The sequence below is a fragment of the Acinetobacter sp. YH01009 genome (assembly GCF_013420765.1).
Taxonomy (GTDB): domain Bacteria; phylum Pseudomonadota; class Gammaproteobacteria; order Pseudomonadales; family Moraxellaceae; genus Acinetobacter; species Acinetobacter amyesii.
Genome location: NZ_VOYE01000027.1, coordinates 1 through 17,851, shown reverse-complemented (window position 1 = coordinate 17,851; position 17,851 = coordinate 1). Strand labels below are relative to the sequence as shown.

The window sequence follows — 17,851 nt, the reverse complement described above, 5'->3', positions numbered from 1 at the left end:
TGAAAACCTTCAAAATTCTTGCTGAGCGATATCGCAATCGAGGCAAAAGACTAGCATTAAGATTCAATCTAATTGCTGGAATTTATAACTTGGAGCTGAGTGAAAAATGACTTATGAAAGAAATCTACTGAATATAATATCTAAAGTTGAATATATTTTATTCAATACAATCTTTATAGTGATTAAATTCAATTAGCTAGCATTGCACCATGAACCTTATTGCCTATGAGCCGCATTTTTGGGAACTTTATCAAGACTTTGATCAGTATTACTTGAGCATTGCGGTTGATCTAAGTTCTGTAGTGTCATGTTGGGATGTTGAACTCACCCATGAAGAAGTTCAACAATATGAACACCGTGGGCGCGTGAGTATTCAAGAATTGGCAAAATCGATGGTCGCTGCTGCTTATAAAGGTGATTTTGCTTCATTAGAAAGTCGTTTAGTGAAACCATATGAGCGTCAGGCTATGCAATCGGCTTTTAAAAAATGGCAAGATAGCCAAAAAGTAGGTTAATGCTCGTTATTCATGCATGGGTAAAATTGAAAACTCGCCGTGACTGATAATTTTTATTTTAAAAATTTGATCAAAGCCTTCATCCTGTGATGGAACTTGAAGCTTTCGATAGGTTGCACGCACGCCAACTTCTGGAATATTGGCTTTACCTTCACGAAAACTGTTGCGCTTTAAGGTACTGTCCAAATCGGTTTCAAAATAATAAGCAATCACCTCAAAACCTGCATCAATTGCACGTTGGATATAGCGAGCACGAGCTTCCCGATCTGGGTTGGTATTATCAATCACCATTTTCGTTTTGGATGCCAAACCTGCTTCAAAGATCATATTTTCCCGATGTCGGGTTTTCAACATATCCAAATTAATACGTAAATGGCTATGATATAAATTCAACATGTAAAAGGTGGATTTGCCAGAGGCTTGAACGCCTGTAAAAATAATCAGCTGCATGGTGTCTGCAATGAAAGTACGGAATGAATAGTAGAGTATTAAATCAGCAACCCAGTTTTGCTACAATCTCTACAAAATAAATAAGAACAATTTGCAAAGGTCCGTATGCACAAATTTTTCACCAGTTTATCACTGTGTCTTTGTTGTGGTTTGCTCCTTGCATGCCAAAGCCAATACGTTACGACACCCAATCTTCCCACTGAAGCTGCACTTGTCGCTGAATCGGTTGATAATGGCATCAGTACGGAGCTTGAGATCCCATATTTGACCGCCTTTCGAAATCTGCGCCAAGCCTATAATCACTGTGTTGCGTTTACCGCGAACAATCGCTACGTCTATACTGATAATCGTTTAGAAGAGCATTTGGAGCAGGGGACATTGATGGCACGAACCGAGCATGGGGCGTATTTGCATAAAATGTTGGTCGAAAGTTTAGATCCACAGACGACACGTATTACCTTATTTTTGCCGAAGCAATATACCTTTGCCCAAGCACGCTTTAAACAAGATGTTCAGCGCGCACTTGGACAAGATAAAAACTGCAATACCTTTGAATTTGCTCAATCCAACTAATTGAACTTTAAGACGCTTGTGAGTTTTCTTGCTCTGGGTGCTCTACACGTTTACCGCCTTCATAACTGGCAAATCGAGCCTGATCACGTTTGAAAACGGGTGCAGGTGTTGGCCAATGCCAATCTCCAAAATGGGTTTCACGATAGCGTTTAAAAGCCGCATCGAGTTCTTCCGTGGTATTGAGCACAAATGGACCGCGCATCGCCACGGGTTCATTAATCGGTTCACCTTCTAACCACAGAATCCGTGCTTCTAATCCGCCTGCTTTGAGATGGACGTTGGCATCTGATTGGAGTTCAACCAAATGCTTCATCTGAATGGTTTGACCTTCTATTTCTAATGTATTGCCTTGATAGAAATAAGCAAAACGGTTGGAGCTACTTGTTGTTGCGGGAATCACCAACTCTGCACCTGCTTGCATGGTGATTAAATAAATGTTGACCTTATTTTCTGCGGCAGCCGCCCATGAGTGTGGCGGTCGGGAAATAGCATCAGTGGATTTAAACTGCCCTGAAATCACACGGATATCCGATTTTTTTCCTTCACTATCCGTTTCAAAGACGTGAGGAATCTCTTCACGCCAAAACATTTTATAGTCAGCATCATGGGTTTTCTGTTCAGCTGATGAATTAAACCAAATTTGGAAAAGTTCAAAAGGATTGGCTTTATCTTCATGCAGTAGGGGGAACATTTCACAGTGTTCAACGCCATTGCCTGTAGACAGCCATTGCACATCACCCGCAGCATAGCGTCCGCCATTGCCTAAGGAGTCAAAGTGATCGACATAGCCTTGTTCAACCAAGGTAATGGTTTCAAAGCCAGTGTGTGGATGCTCTGGGAAACCTGGAACCACATCGCCATAGTACATATTGAATTCATCTTTCTCTGCGGCTGTTTTTGGCCCCATGTCTGCATTTGCAGCAGGAAAATGATCAACATGATGAGCAGTAAATAAGAAAGGATCTTTTAAATCTAAACGAAAGGTAATGGGTGTAATGTTATAAATCACAGCGTTTGACATAACTGTTCCATCATTGGCTTTATTATTAAGCATTAATCTAAAAGGAAAAACAGTGGTGTTCTATAGCGGAACTGTAAGAAAAAAAGCGTTAGCTCAAGGTCTAACGCTTTTTTGATTTAAAACAGGTGGAATGCAATGGAAATGCTAGATTTCGCTATTTATTCAGTTTCAGTGGGTGCAGTAGATGAGCTTTTTCCAGCTTGATCTTGGATCAACATACCTGCCAATTTCAGCATTTCAGCTTGAATATTGCCCATTTGATTTTGAATTTTCTGAAAATCAACTTTGCTTAAATCGACTTGTCCATTGAGAAAAGGTGAGGCCAATACTTGCTGATTCGCTGCCTGTAAATTGCTGCGAATATCATTGATTTCAGTACTTTTTAGATTTAAATCATTCAAAGCTTGATTGAAACCTTTGAGCTGCTGTTGCAGCTGGGTTGCCGCTTTTTGCAATTGGAGATGATCTTGGTTGCTGACTGCGGCTTCTAAATCGACCTGCGTTTGTTTGAGTTGTTCAACATAATTGCCGGCTTTAAGTTGCATATCCGCAACATCACGAACGATATAAAACATATTGCCGCTTTTTAATTGGCTTTGATCTATCGCCTGACTTTGTGTCGCAGATTGATCTTCGTTTGTTGATGTTGTTGCAGAGTGATCATTTTCTGCTGCGATTTCTTGTTCCTGTTGCGGTGCTGTGGCAGGTTCACAGCCAATCAGCACCAAAACACCACTAAAAATGGCAAAAGGGAGAAGGGCATTCTGCACTAGCTTTTTCATTCAATCATCACTATGTGTTAAGTCTATGCTTTGAATATAGGGGCAGAATGTGGATTAAAAATAGATTGTTGCAAAGTAATAACAAAATAATCGCTTGAACAAAAAAAGAGGGCATTTGCCCTCTTTTGATGTTTTGGTGGGTTTAACCCGCAATGATTTTGATCATGGCGTGGCTGACAGCATTCATTAAAATGTAGTCGCCATTCACTTTAATCCATTGCTGGTTTTTGCCTGGTTTAGACAATTTTTTGTATTTGGTGTGGTCTACTTTGTAGCTATGACCACGGTATTCAGAAGGTACTTTTTGTCCAGAACGCCAATCATGTGATGGATTTACGGCTTTTTTCTTGTTCTGGCTTTGGTTTTTTACTGGTGTGTTTTGTTTAGTGTGCTGTTGAGCTTTCGTATTTTGGTTATGCGCAGGTGCATGTTGTTGGCTATTTTGCGGTGCAGCCATTGCTGGAGCAGTAACAAGTGCTGTCGAAATAGATAAAACGATAGCTTTCATTAATTTATTCATAAGTTCACCTGTTTACTGCTAGATGTGATTTGATAAGACTCATCATAGTGAGTATTTACAGGGAAACTTTGAACGATCTGTATGCTAAATATTAAAACAATGAGTAAATCATGTAAATTATCGCTATATGATAATAATTACACAGTGTTTCGATATTTTAAAATGATCAATCTCAGTTAAAATCACAATAATCTTAACTGAGAGACTGGGGAATTGTCGGATTATTTGGCTAATTCAGCGTTGATTGCGTCGACAATACGTGCATCATCTGCCTTGATGTCAGGTGCAAAACGTGCCACAACTTCGCCTTGTTTATTCACGAGGAATTTTTCAAAGTTCCAGAGCACTTCAGGCTTTGGATTTGGTGTTAAGCCGTATTCAACTAAATCATCCCACCATGGGCCTTCACCAATGCGTTCAGGAATGGCTTGGGTTAAAGTTTGATAAAGTGGGTGTTTGTCCGCGCCAGCAACAGAAATTTTTGCGAAAAGTGGAAAATCAACCTTGTAGTTGATCGAGCAAAATTCTTGAATTTCAGCTTCAGAACCAGGTTCTTGTTCTAAAAAGTTATTGGCAGGAAAACCTAAGACTTCAAAACCTTGTGATTTCTTCTCTGTATAGAGTTTCTCTAGGCCTTCGTATTGTGGTGTTAGCCCACATTTAGAGGCTACATTGACCAATAATAAAACCTTGCCTTGGTATTGATTGAGTGTGGTGTCATCACCTTGGATGGTTTTTACCGGGATATCGTAAACTGAAGCTGACATATTCGTTCCTAATTGAAGTTGTGCCTTTCATCCTTGTTTTAAAGGGAAATCTGGTGAACAGCAAGCTTTTATCGATAGGCTTTTCGCATAATTTTTGTAGTAGTTTGCAGAATTCGAGCTGAGGCTTGCTTGAGTGCTTATCGTTTAAGTAGTGGCACGGTGTTGGTTTGGGGTTTTTCCTGTATAGCGTTTAAAAAACTCAATAAAGCTTGAGCTGTGTTGATAACCCAATTCATAGCTGAGAGCTTTAATAGACTGACCAGCGCGGAGTTGTTGAATGGCATAAATAATTTTTGCACGGTTTCGCCATTCAGAAAGGCTCATTTGCAGTTCGTTCTGACTCAGTCGCAATAACTGACGCTCACTCAAAGCAACATTGGATAAGCATCGCTGTAGGCTCAAGCTAAAATGATCTACATCTGCGAGCTGCGCCAAGATCGGCTTTAACACCGCATCATGGCTTTGCGGTAAATAATGTTGATGTTTGGGCGCTGTTTTTAATTGGTCGAATAAGACCTGTAGCAGGTGTCGATAGTGTGGTGTGGTATGTTGCTCTGTAGGAAAGGCCAAAATTTCTTGCACCAACAAACGAAAGAACGGTTGGATGCTAAATACTTCCGTCTGCTTGGGAAAATCTATGCAGAGATCTGGTGCCAGTCGGATTGCCACATAATGAATGGGTTGTTCATCAATCGCTACCGAGCAATGTTTTGTATGTGGTGGAATCCACACCCCATAACTGGCAGGTGAGAGATGATGTTGCCCTTGTATTTCATATTCGAAAATACCATCGAGACAAAAATTAAAATCACCCCAAAGACAACTGTGCGGATAGACCGTATCTAATGTGGTGTAGTGTGCTTCAAAAAGCTCGATCTGTTGTTCAATCGGTGATGACATCATATCAGCCTAAGAGTCGATGTCTGAACTACAATATAAATGTCTGAAATCATGTATTTCAATTAAAACAGACATCACTCAAAATATCTAGACCAATCTTTGCACGATATATTGAGGAGTCAGACATGTTGCTTCAAGCGCGTTGGGCGAAATTTGCAATTTGTTTGCCTCTGATCGCGGTATTTATATGGTCGTTAAATATTACCGTCACCCGCTATGTGACTGATTATATTTCACCAGTCAGTATCAGTTTTTATCGATGGTTTATTGCATTTTTGATCCTGACCCCATTTATGCTCAAAACCGTTTGGCAGCAAAGACAGCTTATCGGGCAGCATTGGCAGCAATTGGCTGTGCTGAGTGCTTTTGGCATGGTGTTATATCAAGGCTTGGGCTATACCGCTGCGCATTATACGACGGCAACCAATATGGGCATCATCAATGCCTTCATCCCTGTTTTTACGATTGCAGTTGCATTTTTCTTAATTAAAGATGTGCCCAACCGCTATGCCATCTTAGGCTGTGCGATTTCATTTACGGGGCTATTGTTTGTCATTGCGCAAGGAGATTTCAGTCAATTACTGAATATGGGCGGACATTTCGGCGATATCCTCATGATCTTCGCAGTGTTCTTTTATGCCTTTTATGGGGTGTTTTTAAAAAAATGGCAATTGAAACTTCCGCTACTGTTGAGCTTATATGTACAAATTTTCTTTGCCGTTTTATATCACTTGCCATTCGTGTTGTATTTAGGCATAGACGCGATTAATCCTACCAATGCGCCAAGTGTATTTTATGCGGCAATTTTTCCATCATTGATTGCACCGTTGGTATGGATGTTGGCTGTACAACATCTCGGCCCGAATCGCACCAGTATTTTTATGAATTTGATGCCGGTATTTACCGCGATCGTTGCCTATTTCTGGTTGGCTGAGCAGTGGATGTTTTATCATAGTGTCGGCACAGTGATGGCGATTACTGGGGTGATCTTGGCGCAGCGTAAGTAAATCCAGTAAAAAGTTGAAAATTTATGAGAAGTGTTGATTAAAAAACAAGCAAACAAACTTGTTTTTTTATAGGGTAAATCTTTTGAAAATGGATTTTTGAGTGTAAAACTGAATTAAAAAAACAAATGCTCGTCTTAAAAATCAATCAAAAATAGGCACATATTTTGACTAAGTGGTTATAAAATCACAAATAAAGTGCTTATCAGTAGTTTTATTTATATAAAAAATCTATTTGTTAAATTTAAAAAAATATTACATAATACTTTCATCGTAAATGATGAAGTAGTTCTTAATAATTACTTAATATTTACCCAGAGATTGCAAGACCCTCTGGATGTGATTTTATACACATCCTTTTTTATGCTCAGCCATCCCTATATGGCTGAGCTTTTTTTTGTCTGTATTTCCCCGAAAGGCAGGTGTAGACAGGCATCCGAGCTTATGCGCGGATGATTTCACCTGTTTCAGCATCAATAATTTTACTTGGTTCTTGGCTTAGGCCGAGATCACCATTTAAATAATTGAGTTCATTGGCAAAATACTGATTGGCTTCTTGTAAGGAACGGGCAGGGGTTAATCCTGCAGGATTGGCGCTGGTAGACACAATAAAGCCATTAAAAGCTTGGCATAAAGCCACACATAAAGAGTGGGTCGTCACACGGACTGCGACTTTTGGATGATTGCCTTTAATCCATGTTGGAATATGGTCACCAGCTGGTAATAACCATGTGGTTGCACGCTCATTGGGTTTACGGTTGGTCCATGTCGCAATGACTTGCTGACGCATATCTTCTGTTAAGCCTTGGAGCAGGTGTTCAACTTGAGCGACATTGGCAGCCAATAAAATCACGCCTTTTTCAATGGGACGTTGTTTTAAGCGCAAAATTTCGAGAAAGGCTTGCTCATTGTAGGGATCACAGCCCAATCCCCAAACAGCCTCTGTAGGATATGCGAGAACCTGACCTTTTTTAAGACAGGAAGCTGCTTCTGCAACAGAGGTGGTAATCATTTCTATAGACCTTATCTGATTCGACAAAGGACTATTGTGAACCTAATTTACCCATTCGACAACGTAGGTAGTGTCCGGCTTGTTGTGTGGCATAGCCCATTAACTCTAATTCCATCAGTTGACTGGTCAATGTCGCGGTATCAATTTTGAGTTGAATGGACAATTGATCAAGGCCTTGGCCGACCCAATCGAGTTGCCGATACAGCGCAATTAAATGTTCTGGGATAGGTTCGGGTGGCGGGGTGTCCGATATTGCTGTTTCGGGTGTCGCTATTTCGGTGGTTGTTAAGGTCTCGGCAGCCTGTGATTGCCACTGTGTGGCTAGTGCCAAGTCTTCAATAACCTGTTGTGGATGATCAATCAAAATTGCACCTTCTCGTATGAGTTGATGGCAACCTTGATGCGACTCACTATAAATATGGCCAGGAATGGCAAAAATAGATTTGCCTTGTTCGGCAGCACGTTGAGCTGTGATCAGTGAACCACTTTTTAATGCCGCCTCCGCCACGATGACACCAAGACTGAGCCCACTCACGATACGATTTCGATGTGGAAAATGGTGTTGCAATGGGGGAGTGTGTGGAAGAAACTCACTGATTACGGTTCCCCCATGTTGGATGATTTCTTGTCTTAAACTCTGATGTGCGGTCGGATAAGTTTGATCTAAACCTGTGCCCATCACGGCAATGGTTCTGTGGTGTTGTATGGCAGCGCGATGTGCCGCTTCATCAATTCCTTGTGCTAAACCGCTATTGATGTAGAACCCTTGCTCACTTAGATAATAAGCAAAATCATAAGCAATTTGCCGACCTTGGGGACTAGGTTTGCGGCTACCCACAATCGCAATTTGGGGTTGCATCAAGGCTTGGGCATTACCTTGCCCAAATAGAATCGGCGGCTTGTCGCTATAAGGTAAAAGCTGTTGTGGATAGTTTAGGTCTTCAGGAATCAGTACAAAGTCACTGTATTGTTCAATATCCTTGAGACATTTTTCAAAGCTAAGCTGTCCACTTGGACTATGAAATTCTTCAAAGCGCTTTAAATGATTTTTATGCAGTCCTAATTTTTGCCATGTGGTGATTTGATCAGGCTTAAGGGCGTAGTGTAGGGCAGGATAGTGCTGCTGAATTTTATAGAAACTACGAAGTGAGTGTTGCACCACAAACCACAGGCGAATGTAATCTAAATGCAAGTCAGTTAATGAGTTGAGCATAATGAGACCTTTGAATATGTCTTCTTTTTATGGTTTAAAATTATTAGTGATATTGTTGTTGGATAATAAAAATGAGGCTGAAATACAGCCTCATTTTTATGGATTTGGTCTTAGTCATCCATCAGTGGTGGCTGAATCGTTGCGCCCACTTTGATTGGTAATTCGCTTTCAAGTACATAAGCATAGCTTAAGTTATCAAATGTTTTGAATACCATGATGTTGCCAATACGTTTTCCTGGAAGTTGAACACGTTCTTTGGTTTTTGGATCAGTCACGATTTCACCTTTTTGGTTCACGCTAAAGACTTGACCAGATTGAACGCCTTGTAAGCTACCACGGTCGATCGTCACCACACTGTGAACTGCTGCAGTACCAATCGAGCCCATAACACGAACTACACTTCCGCCAGCAGTGACATTTTCAGCATTGGTTGGATAGAACAGCGTTGGTAGCATTGGATCATATTCAGGAAGAACACGATCGCCACGACGAACTTCGGCATTATAAGTATCGGTTAGTTCTAAAGTGGTAATGTCATTTTCACCACGAACAGCAACACCTGAAGCGACTTGAGTCAGTTCTAAACCTGCGTTGTATTTTTTGCCGTTTGCATCGGTAAAGATGTACGGTTCGCCTTCACGGTAAACAGCATAACGTTGACCAACTTGCATACCTTGGCCGCGTGCATAAACTGTTTGGCCTTTGGCAGCTAATACACGTTGATCAGCTGTACCTAAAATGTAAGGTGTACCTTCAACAGAATCAGCGGCAACAATCATGCTGCGCTCAAGCCATTGCTTAATATATTCCAATGGAATAACCGGAATCGCACTATTTAGGGATTCAACACGAACTTGTGGTTGAAGTTTAGTGCCACCTGTATAGCGACGAATAATACCTTCACAGCCATCACCCTCATCTTTACCGATGATTGGGCGGCCATTGTAGGTACACATGAGTAGGCGGTCACCTGGGAAAATCCAGTGCGGATTTTTCACGTGTTTATTGCTCGCCCAGATTTCAGGCCAGCGCACAGGATTTTTTAAGAAGCGCTTGGAAATATCCCACAACGTATCGCCTTTTTTCACCACATAAACTTGAGGCGCACCTACCTTCAATGATGGTGGATTGACGTTACGAGCAGGGGCAGCTTCTGCAACACTGACCATTCCCATCCCCACACTTACACAGACTGTAAGCGCCAATAATTGTTTTTTAAACCCCAAGGCACTAAAAGTTGGCATGCCCTTCAAAACCTTTTTCATTATCATAATTCCTAAAATTATGTATGTAACTGCGTTATAATAACGATATTACACACAATTTTTTGATGAAGCATTCCTTCATTTTGTTTTTTGATCAATGGCATAAGTGAGGACGTCGTATGGCCTTATTACCTATTTTAAGTTTCCCCGATCCCCGTCTTCGTACCATTGCAAAACCAGTCGAAGAAGTTACTGATGAAATTCGTCAGTTAGCAGCCGACATGTTTGAAACTATGTATGAAGCACCGGGAATTGGCCTGGCAGCAACACAGGTAGATCACCATATTCAGCTGATAGTCATGGATTTATCTGAAGAAAAAGATCAACCCATGGTGTTTATTAACCCCAAAATTACGCCATTGACGCAAGAGACGCAGCCCTATGAAGAAGGCTGTTTATCAGTGCCTCAAATATACGATAAAGTTGAGCGCCCGTCACGTGTAAAAATTCAGGCAATTAACCTTGAAGGTCAATCATTTGAAGTGGAAGCGGACGGACTTCTCGCAGTTTGTATCCAACATGAAATGGATCACTTAAATGGTAAGTTATTCGTCGACTATCTATCGCCTTTGAAACGTCAACGTGCACGTGACAAAGTGGAAAAATTGGTTCGCCAACGTCAAAAAGATAAAGTCGCAGTTAAACGTTAATTGATCGCGGTTAAAAAATACCTGAGACAAGCCCAATTTCGATTGGGCTTTGTTATACTTGGGTCAGACAAATGTTAGGGTTTGCTTGTATTGTTTCGTAGTGGAGTGCTGCTGTCCTTTGCAGCCGTTTTTTTGCAGATTGCTGTTTTTTTACAGCCATTGTTGCCCAAGCAATATCAAGTTGCTCCGGTCTGCGAAACCATTACGCGTGCACTTTTACTTCCCAATGTTCATGCTGAACATACCGCACATTCACACCATTCATCTTCCGCTCACGCTGAGCAAGTTCAAGTCGATCATACTGGCCATGAACATGATGCCAGTCATCAATGTCAGTATTGTACAGTCTATGGCAATTTGGTTTTGCCCCCTGAACTTGATGTAAAAGAAGTGCTTGATCGAATTCAAGTTCGTTTAATTGCTTTTCAAAAAGCTTTCAAGCATGTCTGGTTTGTTCTTCAACAACTCTTTTTACTTCCGCAAGGTCGAGCCCCACCACTCGCTGCATAAATCCGACGTTTTTTTTAACTTGGGTCGTTGAGGACTCTGGTACGCCTTTATTTATGTATTTTGTGAGATAAACATGGCTCAGCCTAAATTTTTTCTACAGCCTCTTGCGGCTGCAATTTGTGTTGCCTGCTATTCAACTTCTGTGATGGCTGACGAGATGTCCGTAGAGATGACGGAAACCAATGCGGTACAGACTTTGGCACCGATTGTGGTGACATCACATCAGGGGAATGATGCCAATGGCCTGATTGTTCGTGCCAATCCCAAACAGCCGATTCAACCGATACCTGCCAGTGATGGGGCTGATTATTTAAAAAGTATTGTAGGTTTTAGTGCTATTAAAAATGGGGGAACCAATGCAGATCCAACCTTCCGTGGCATGTTTGGTTCACGCATTAAAATTTTGACCGATGGCACAGAAAATCTAGGGGCGTGTCCGAGTCGTATGGATGCACCAACTTCTTATATTTCCCCTGAAAGTTATGATCGAATTTCAGTAATTAAAGGACCTCAAACGGTTCAATATGCCAATACAGGTTCTGCTGCAACAGTCTTGTTTGAACGTAAACCTGAACAGTTGGATGCTGATAAAAACTACCGTGGTCAAGCCAGTGTGATGATCGGTTCTTATGGTCGTTTAGATCATAATGTCGAGGCGGCCATGGGGGATGAGCATAAATATGTCCGTTTAAATGCTAGCCGTTCTGTTGCAGACAGCTACCAAGATGGAGATGGTAATACTGTGCCGTCAGACTGGGAGCGTTGGAATACAGATTTGGCACTCGGTTGGACGCCAAACGAAGATACATGGGTAGAATTTACTGGAGGTAAAGCCGATGGTGAGGCGGTGTACGCGGGCCGAATGATGGATGGTTCGCAATTTGCCCGTGAAAGCTTGGGGCTTCGAGTCGAGAAAAAGAATGTCACTGAGGTGATTAAGAAAATTGAAGCACAGGTCAACTATAGTTATAACGACCATATCATGGACAACTTTAGTTTGCGTGAGCCACCTTTAGCTGAAATGACCCATCATGGAATGACTATGCTGATGCCGAATCCAATGGCGATGCAGGTTACACGTCGTACGTTAAATGCACGTATGGCGGTAACCCATGAATGGGATAAGTTGCAGTTCATTACTGGACTGGATACGCAGAATAATAAGCATGCCGGCAGCATGACGTCGAAAATGATGCCTTCGATGAATAAGCCATTAACGCGAGATATGGCATTTCAGTCCTATGGCGGTTTTGGAGAAGTCAGTTATCAATTGAGTGACAACAATAAGTTGGTTTCAGGTCTTCGTCTCGATCAAGTGCAAGTGAAAGATGAGCGTGCCGCTTCGAAAGCGAGTGGCTATAACACGGAGCTGAATGAAACATTGCCAAGTGCTTTTATTCGTTTTGAAAATAAACACCCTGAACATGACAATGGTAAAACCTATATCGGTCTAGGCTATGTGGAACGCATGCCTGATTATTGGGAGTTATTTAGTCCTAAACACGGTAATGCAGGCACAACAAACACCTTTAATGGCGTCGAGCCTGAAAAAACCTTGCAGTTAGATGTGGGCTATCAACATGAACATGGCGCATTCAGTTCATGGGCGTCTGCCTATGCGGGACTGATTCAAGACTTTATTTTGATGAGTTATCACGATCATCCAAATACAGGTGAGCATGATCATGGTTCAACCTTTAGTGCGGGTGCGAAAAATGTCGATGCCACCATTGCGGGAGCTGAAGCGGGGATTGGCTATCAATTTAGCGATCATATTCAAGCAGATGTTAGCGCAATGTATGCGTGGGGTAAAAACACCACAGATGGCAAGCCATTACCGCAAATCTCACCTTTAGAAGCACGTATCAACTTACGTTATATCCAAGATAATTATACTTTGGGAGCGTTTTGGCGTGTGGTTGATGGGCAAAATCGTATTAGTGCGCACCAAGGCAATATCGTGGGTTATGACCTGAAAGAAAGTGCAGGTTTTGGCACACTGTCTTTAAATGGTACTTATCATATTGATGAGGGTGTAGATGTATCTGTCGGTGTGGATAATCTCCTGAATAAAACCTATACCGAACATCTGAATAAACTGGGTGATGCAGGGACAGGTTTAGCGACCGATCAACAGTTTAATAATATTGGTCGCAATTATTGGGCACGTATTTCGATGAAATTCTAAATCTTGATATTTGTCATCCAAAAAGCAGAGCGATCGCTCTGCTTTTTTTATTGGTGCATACTCGCCAGTTGTTTGGCCTTACTTTGATACAGTGCTAAACCGAGTTTTTGAATCGCACGGCCTTTTTGCTGTAATTTTTGATTTAAACTTGGGACATGCTTAGCGCCTGAATACAGGACAAGATTTCTAGCCAATAAATAATAGGCAAACCATGCGGCGGACTGTGGTTTGAGCCCTAATTTATGCATGCGTTTTTTGCCAATAAAAAATTGTGTCAGCTCCAGATGTTGTCGATAAGCCAGTTTTTGCTGAAGCGGTCGGAGGTATTTGTACTGTCTTTCAAAAGGTTCTTTAGAAAGACTGGCACCGAGAGCCATGCTGCTTGCATCGGATTGGGGGTGTACAAATTGCATCCAATACAGCAGTTTCCAACCGTCAGATTCTTTTGCAATTAACCATTTTTCATCAATACCCATCAACCAGCCGACATAGCGCCAAAAATGCAAAAGGCTTTCAGTTTCTTGTTTTGACGGAAAAATTCCTAAAGCGCGAATGCCCAAAAGTACCACACTGCTAAAGGCAAGATTGGTCATCGCCAAGTCAAATTGATTCATCGGTACCCCCCCACGTTGCAAAATCCCAGTCTTTGCCTTTTTGGAGTTGATGCCGTACCAAAGCATGAATAAAACGCACATAAATCGTCGATGTAAATCCTGCATGCAAACGTTCGAGTCCGCGTTCTTCAGTGATATCTACCCACCATTTGGTAGTTTCAGCCAGACGTGTACCCGCTTGTTTTTTTAAAGCACCGGTCAGCATGAGCGGCTGATTGAAACCGGGGAAGAGATAACCGACCATGAGTGAAAGATCGCGCAAAATAAAGCCATTGTTAATCCCGAGTCGATGGGTGAATTCAAGGGCCTGCTGTATTTTTTCTGGCTCTACCCACGGCGGTGTTTGTTCAACATGCTTAAAAAAATGCTCGAGTTCAGGAATAGAAAAGGGAAGCTGCTCGACACCTTTAAATAAAGCAATTTCAAAATATTCACGATGCTGCTTAGGGTTCTGCATCATCCACGTGAGCACTTTTTCCATCTGTGGATCACCACATTGCAAGGCTTTATTGAGGTCAAGATATTGAGCGTAATTTGGCTGCGCAGCCTGACCCGTCAAATGAGACAGTAGAAAACTCAGCAGATTAGATTGCTGCGTGGCCTGAAATGAAGCCAGTCGGGTATTGAAGTGGGTGGTCATGTTTTGATCTTCAATGTTATTGTTGCATACCACACTAATATGAATATTTATTCGCATTCAATTCGCATAACACTATCGCATTGGAGAGCAATAGAATGAGAAAAAGACCACAACAACAACGCGCGAAAATGATCGTGGAAAGCATTTTGCAAGCTGCGCAGTTGTGTATTGCAGAACAAGGTTTACTGGAGCTGACGACGCCCAAAATTGCGGAAAAATCTGGCGTGAGCGTTGGGTCAATTTATCAATATTTTGAAAATAAAGAACAAATCGTAGAAGAGTTACTGCTCAGAAAATCAGAACAATTGGGGTTAGCACTAAAAAATATAGTCGTGGAGCAAGAGCAGCACAGTATTTATGAGGTGATCCCACTTTGTATTCAGTTTGGCTTTGATATGTTGAAAGCTGATCGTGGCTTCTTCATTGAGATCTTAAAACATTGGCATCAATACAGTCATTCAGATGCCTCTCAGGTTTTGGAAAAGCATTTTTTTGAAGTTGGGATGTATTTATTTAATCGTTATTATTCACATTGGAACTTTGAAACGCTGAAACATCGCTCTTTTGTGATTATTAACAGTACTTTATTTACCATGATGCGCTATGTGAGCAATAATAGTTTTTTAATTACAGAACAGCAGCTTAAAGTGGAATTGCCGAAGATGATTTTGGCGTATTTAGATAGTGAATAACACTGAAAAAATTAAAGTTGTCGATTAAAGAATCTATTTAATTCAGATCTAAGATATGTGAAGATAGATTAATAATAAATCAATAACTTAATATAATAAATCAGGAACATCATGATGGTTTCTTTGAGCTTGCAGCAATTGTCCAAATCTTTTGCGGGAAAATGTATATTTTCAAATCTAAATTTAGAGTTAAACGAATTCGGAATTGTCGCTGTTGTCGCTGAGAATGGAGTAGGGAAGTCCACCTTACTTGCGATGATTGCTGGGATGCTGGATTTCGATGCAGGCAATATTTTGATTAATGATCAGCCATATGCCCCTCATAACAATGAATACAAGAAACTTGTGGCCTATGTGCCAGATAAAAGCCCTATTTATGATTTTTTACAAGGGCAGGAGTTTCTGAATTTAATGTGTGATATTCGAGGGATAGCGCATGAGCAGTATCAAATATTCATTGAAAAATTTAAATTAGAACACTATTTAGCCACGCCATTTGCTGACATGTCTTTTGGCACAACCAAAAAGTTTTTATTGGTTGCAGCCTTAATGACTTCGGCACCATTACTGATTTTAGATGAACCGAGCAATGGCTTAGATCAAAACGCCTTGGCTGAATTAACAAGCATACTTTTACAGCAGAGCCAATCAAAATTGATTCTATTGTCTTGCCATGATCCTGTATTTAGAGACAGTCTTGCAGCAAAAATCATCGAGCTAGATAGGTTAAAGTCCAATGAGCAGGCGGCATGAATATACAAAGACATGTTGGGCAGCGAACAATCATAAAAACGCTTTTGAAATATCGATGGATATTTTATGTCAAGACCACAGCAGACGCAGTTGCACGGCAAAAGCATTTACTTATTTTAGTCACATTAATTCTCGGGCCAATGCTATTCGGACTGCTCTTATCTTTAGTGCAACCCATTATTGATTTGGTTTATTGCAAATCGTTAATCACGAATCTGTTTCTTTGGACAGGCTTTCTTGCCTTAAATGTATTTTGGTGTGCGATACAGCGTAAAGCTTTGAGCGGTGGAGAAGGGTATCGCTATCTAGCGCTATTGCCAATCACGCTCAAAAGTCGCTTTGCAGTGGAAATCAAATTTTTAGGCAGTTTAAGCTTTTTGATGTTATTGCCATTTGTTTTGGCGCTTTTATATGTTTGGGTTGAGTATGAGCTTTTGGCTTCCATTGGTATTAGTGTATTGATGCTTCTTTGGATCTTTAATTTATTAATCATACAAATGCTGCTTTTACAACAGAATCAATATTGGGTTTTAGTCTGCCTTTTGACATATTTGCCCATTTTGAGCCTAGCGATATTGGAAGCTCAACTCGTTGCGGTGTTGTTATCTACTTTCATCTGTATAGCGGCAATAAAATTCTGGCTGCTCGGTAGGAAATCCAAACCAATAAAGCTGCAAGTACCTAGCGTATTTGTGATACAGAAATATAGCCCACTTTGGCTCAACCAAAATAAACTCATTATTCGTCAGGCATTTCATAAAAGATTTCTAACCCATCGTATTGTCAGTATCGGTATTTCGGTTACTGCGGTCGTGATTTTGTATTGGTTCGCCACACAGGTGGATACTTGGAACATCATGAGCCTTGATTTCACTGCTTCACAATTATTCCAATTAATGTGTGCCGTCTATATTGCACTGAGTTTATTCAATCTAGGCGTAATAAAAATGGACTTAAAATCAAATTTTGAATCTGCAGAACAATTCTGGATCATTCAAGGGTTCACACGATGGCAGCTCAGAAAATACGAATACTGTTTTTTATTGATAATTGGCTTAATGATGAGTGTGCCAGTTTTGCTGTGGCTACTGCTGAAAGGTGGATTGGTTGATGTGCTATTGATGGTTACATTATTTGGTATCGCCATTCCATTTATTCAATGGCTGTATAGAAAACCTGAAGAAGTGCACGGTGTTATGCCAGTTTTAATGTTTATCTTATGGGTGCCTGTGGCATATTGCATGCTTTCTGTACGCTAAAAACACTTTTTTAAGTAAAAAATACTAATTTAGTAGAATAAATAAACAAACGTAATGAAAAATTAAAAATAAATGGAAAAGGGTGTTGCAACGAATGTGAAATGCTGTAGAATGCACATCCATCGGCGGTGATGAAGATTAAAACTTCTGATAAAACAATGACTTGGTTGAATTGATTGAGTTGGGTTTTAGAGAGAAAGTTTAAAAATAATTTAAATTACCGGTTGACTCTTTAGAAATAAAGAGTAATATAGCCGACCTAGCTTGATGGTGACGAACCATCAAGAAGATCATTAAGAGATTATGAAGAACAACTTGTGTGGATTTTTACTGATTGATTGATCGAAATTATTTTCATTGATTGATGGTAGAAATTACTCGAAGTTTATTTGAGCGAATTTTTGTCAGTAATTGATGAGCCAAGATTGGTACCCTTTAAGGTACTATTGATTTTAAACTGAAGAGTTTGATCATGGCTCAGATTGAACGCTGGCGGCAGGCTTAACACATGCAAGTCGAGCGG

The 17,851-nt window shown here is 40.8% G+C and carries 17 protein-coding genes, 1 rRNA gene and 3 pseudogenes; 11 read left to right on the top strand and 10 right to left on the bottom strand.

Translation table 11 applies throughout. The features are described from left to right. Both FTT76_RS16950 and FTT76_RS16945 read left to right on the top strand, forming a co-directional pair. Positions 1-110, top strand: a pseudogene (locus FTT76_RS16950) (IS5/IS1182 family transposase); the annotation flags it as partial. Between the two features lie 99 nt (positions 111-209). After that, positions 210-515 carry a hypothetical protein gene (locus FTT76_RS16945; protein ID WP_180009521.1) on the top strand — a complete coding sequence of 102 codons (306 nt, stop codon included), beginning with the start codon at positions 210-212 and terminating at the stop codon, positions 513-515. A gap of 6 nt (positions 516-521) precedes the next feature. Here the strand turns inward: FTT76_RS16945 and FTT76_RS16940 are convergent, their stop codons facing one another. Beyond that, complete coding sequence (locus FTT76_RS16940) at positions 522-965, bottom strand: ATP-binding protein (RefSeq protein WP_180009522.1); 444 nt, start codon at positions 963-965, stop codon at positions 522-524. A gap of 105 nt (positions 966-1,070) precedes the next feature. Here FTT76_RS16940 and FTT76_RS16935 point away from each other — a divergent pair, with 105 nt between their 5' ends. Continuing rightward, complete coding sequence (locus FTT76_RS16935; protein ID WP_180009523.1) at positions 1,071-1,538, top strand: hypothetical protein; 468 nt, start codon at positions 1,071-1,073, stop codon at positions 1,536-1,538. Between the two features lie 7 nt (positions 1,539-1,545). On the opposite strand, the gene FTT76_RS16930 is transcribed toward FTT76_RS16935, so the two are convergent. The 5 genes from FTT76_RS16930 to FTT76_RS16910 form a co-directional block, all read right to left on the bottom strand. Beyond that, complete coding sequence (locus FTT76_RS16930; RefSeq protein WP_180009524.1) at positions 1,546-2,559, bottom strand: pirin family protein; 1,014 nt, start codon at positions 2,557-2,559, stop codon at positions 1,546-1,548. 158 nt (positions 2,560-2,717) lie between these two features. Continuing rightward, positions 2,718-3,341, bottom strand: coding sequence for a hypothetical protein (locus tag FTT76_RS16925; protein WP_180009525.1), 624 nt, complete (start codon positions 3,339-3,341; stop codon positions 2,718-2,720). A 142-nt stretch (positions 3,342-3,483) separates the two neighbouring features. Further along, a complete protein-coding gene (locus FTT76_RS16920) occupies positions 3,484-3,861 on the bottom strand; it encodes an RcnB family protein (protein ID WP_180009526.1) in 378 nt (125 codons plus the stop codon). Between the two features lie 221 nt (positions 3,862-4,082). After that, a complete protein-coding gene (locus tag FTT76_RS16915) occupies positions 4,083-4,628 on the bottom strand; it encodes a glutathione peroxidase (protein ID WP_111885877.1) in 546 nt (181 codons plus the stop codon). Between the two features lie 144 nt (positions 4,629-4,772). Continuing rightward, positions 4,773-5,528 (bottom strand): helix-turn-helix transcriptional regulator, encoded by a 756-nt coding sequence (locus FTT76_RS16910; protein ID WP_180009527.1) that lies wholly within the window; start codon positions 5,526-5,528, stop codon positions 4,773-4,775. A gap of 125 nt (positions 5,529-5,653) precedes the next feature. On the opposite strand from FTT76_RS16910, the gene FTT76_RS16905 reads away from it, so the two are divergent. Further along, a complete protein-coding gene (locus tag FTT76_RS16905) occupies positions 5,654-6,535 on the top strand; it encodes a DMT family transporter (protein WP_180009528.1) in 882 nt (293 codons plus the stop codon). A 439-nt stretch (positions 6,536-6,974) separates the two neighbouring features. Here FTT76_RS16905 and FTT76_RS16900 read toward each other — a convergent pair whose 3' ends face one another. The 3 genes from FTT76_RS16900 to FTT76_RS16890 form a co-directional block, all read right to left on the bottom strand. Further along, complete coding sequence (locus tag FTT76_RS16900; RefSeq protein WP_111885874.1) at positions 6,975-7,544, bottom strand: L-threonylcarbamoyladenylate synthase; 570 nt, start codon at positions 7,542-7,544, stop codon at positions 6,975-6,977. A gap of 31 nt (positions 7,545-7,575) precedes the next feature. Next, entirely contained in the window at positions 7,576-8,757 is a 1,182-nt protein-coding gene (gene dprA / locus FTT76_RS16895; protein ID WP_180009529.1) for a DNA-processing protein DprA, read from the bottom strand. A gap of 110 nt (positions 8,758-8,867) precedes the next feature. Continuing rightward, positions 8,868-10,022 (bottom strand): LysM peptidoglycan-binding domain-containing protein, encoded by a 1,155-nt coding sequence (locus tag FTT76_RS16890; protein ID WP_180005331.1) that lies wholly within the window; start codon positions 10,020-10,022, stop codon positions 8,868-8,870. A 119-nt stretch (positions 10,023-10,141) separates the two neighbouring features. Between FTT76_RS16890 and def the strand changes: the two genes are divergently transcribed. The 3 genes and pseudogenes from def to FTT76_RS16875 all read left to right on the top strand — a co-directional run. Then, the gene (gene def, locus FTT76_RS16885) at positions 10,142-10,672 is read left to right on the top strand and encodes a peptide deformylase (protein WP_078191459.1); all 531 of its coding nucleotides are present in this window, start codon (positions 10,142-10,144) and stop codon (positions 10,670-10,672) included. An 81-nt stretch (positions 10,673-10,753) separates the two neighbouring features. Further along, the gene (locus tag FTT76_RS16880; RefSeq protein WP_180009530.1) at positions 10,754-11,182 is read left to right on the top strand and encodes a DUF2946 family protein; all 429 of its coding nucleotides are present in this window, start codon (positions 10,754-10,756) and stop codon (positions 11,180-11,182) included. A 184-nt stretch (positions 11,183-11,366) separates the two neighbouring features. Continuing rightward, positions 11,367-13,370, top strand: a pseudogene (locus FTT76_RS16875) (TonB-dependent copper receptor); the annotation flags it as partial. Positions 13,371-13,417: 47 nt separating this feature from the next. On the opposite strand, the pseudogene FTT76_RS16870 reads toward FTT76_RS16875, so the two are convergent. Continuing rightward, positions 13,418-14,624, bottom strand: a pseudogene (locus tag FTT76_RS16870) (oxygenase MpaB family protein). A 95-nt stretch (positions 14,625-14,719) separates the two neighbouring features. Here FTT76_RS16870 and FTT76_RS16865 point away from each other — a divergent pair. The 4 genes from FTT76_RS16865 to FTT76_RS17535 all read left to right on the top strand — a co-directional run. Beyond that, positions 14,720-15,316 (top strand): TetR/AcrR family transcriptional regulator, encoded by a 597-nt coding sequence (locus FTT76_RS16865; protein WP_180009532.1) that lies wholly within the window; start codon positions 14,720-14,722, stop codon positions 15,314-15,316. 111 nt (positions 15,317-15,427) lie between these two features. Continuing rightward, the gene (locus tag FTT76_RS16860) at positions 15,428-16,069 is read left to right on the top strand and encodes an ABC transporter ATP-binding protein (protein ID WP_180009533.1); all 642 of its coding nucleotides are present in this window, start codon (positions 15,428-15,430) and stop codon (positions 16,067-16,069) included. Further along, complete coding sequence (locus FTT76_RS16855; RefSeq protein ID WP_180009534.1) at positions 16,066-17,328, top strand: hypothetical protein; 1,263 nt, start codon at positions 16,066-16,068, stop codon at positions 17,326-17,328. The genes FTT76_RS16860 and FTT76_RS16855 overlap by 4 nt, the downstream gene beginning before the upstream one ends. Positions 17,329-17,782: 454 nt before the next feature. Further along, positions 17,783-17,851 (top strand): 16S ribosomal RNA (locus tag FTT76_RS17535); the annotation flags it as partial.

Bases quoted from the DNA above. Each gene is read 5' to 3' on its own strand.
- FTT76_RS16935 (WP_180009523.1), top strand. From the start codon at position 1,071: ATGCACAAATTTTTCACCAGTTTATCACTGTGTCTTTGTTGTGGTTTG.
- FTT76_RS16930 (WP_180009524.1), bottom strand. From the start codon at position 2,559: ATGTCAAACGCTGTGATTTATAACATTACACCCATTACCTTTCGTTTA.
- FTT76_RS16865 (WP_180009532.1), top strand. From the start codon at position 14,720: ATGAGAAAAAGACCACAACAACAACGCGCGAAAATGATCGTGGAAAGC.
- FTT76_RS16945 (WP_180009521.1), top strand. From the start codon at position 210: ATGAACCTTATTGCCTATGAGCCGCATTTTTGGGAACTTTATCAAGAC.
- FTT76_RS16890 (WP_180005331.1), bottom strand. From the start codon at position 10,022: ATGAAAAAGGTTTTGAAGGGCATGCCAACTTTTAGTGCCTTGGGGTTT.
- FTT76_RS16905 (WP_180009528.1), top strand. From the start codon at position 5,654: ATGTTGCTTCAAGCGCGTTGGGCGAAATTTGCAATTTGTTTGCCTCTG.
- FTT76_RS16900 (WP_111885874.1), bottom strand. From the start codon at position 7,544: ATGATTACCACCTCTGTTGCAGAAGCAGCTTCCTGTCTTAAAAAAGGT.
- FTT76_RS16940 (WP_180009522.1), bottom strand. From the start codon at position 965: ATGCAGCTGATTATTTTTACAGGCGTTCAAGCCTCTGGCAAATCCACC.
- FTT76_RS16860 (WP_180009533.1), top strand. From the start codon at position 15,428: ATGATGGTTTCTTTGAGCTTGCAGCAATTGTCCAAATCTTTTGCGGGA.
- FTT76_RS16925 (WP_180009525.1), bottom strand. From the start codon at position 3,341: ATGAAAAAGCTAGTGCAGAATGCCCTTCTCCCTTTTGCCATTTTTAGT.
- FTT76_RS16915 (WP_111885877.1), bottom strand. From the start codon at position 4,628: ATGTCAGCTTCAGTTTACGATATCCCGGTAAAAACCATCCAAGGTGAT.
- def (WP_078191459.1), top strand. From the start codon at position 10,142: ATGGCCTTATTACCTATTTTAAGTTTCCCCGATCCCCGTCTTCGTACC.
- FTT76_RS16920 (WP_180009526.1), bottom strand. From the start codon at position 3,861: ATGAATAAATTAATGAAAGCTATCGTTTTATCTATTTCGACAGCACTT.
- dprA (WP_180009529.1), bottom strand. From the start codon at position 8,757: ATGCTCAACTCATTAACTGACTTGCATTTAGATTACATTCGCCTGTGG.
- FTT76_RS16910 (WP_180009527.1), bottom strand. From the start codon at position 5,528: ATGTCATCACCGATTGAACAACAGATCGAGCTTTTTGAAGCACACTAC.
- FTT76_RS16855 (WP_180009534.1), top strand. From the start codon at position 16,066: ATGAATATACAAAGACATGTTGGGCAGCGAACAATCATAAAAACGCTT.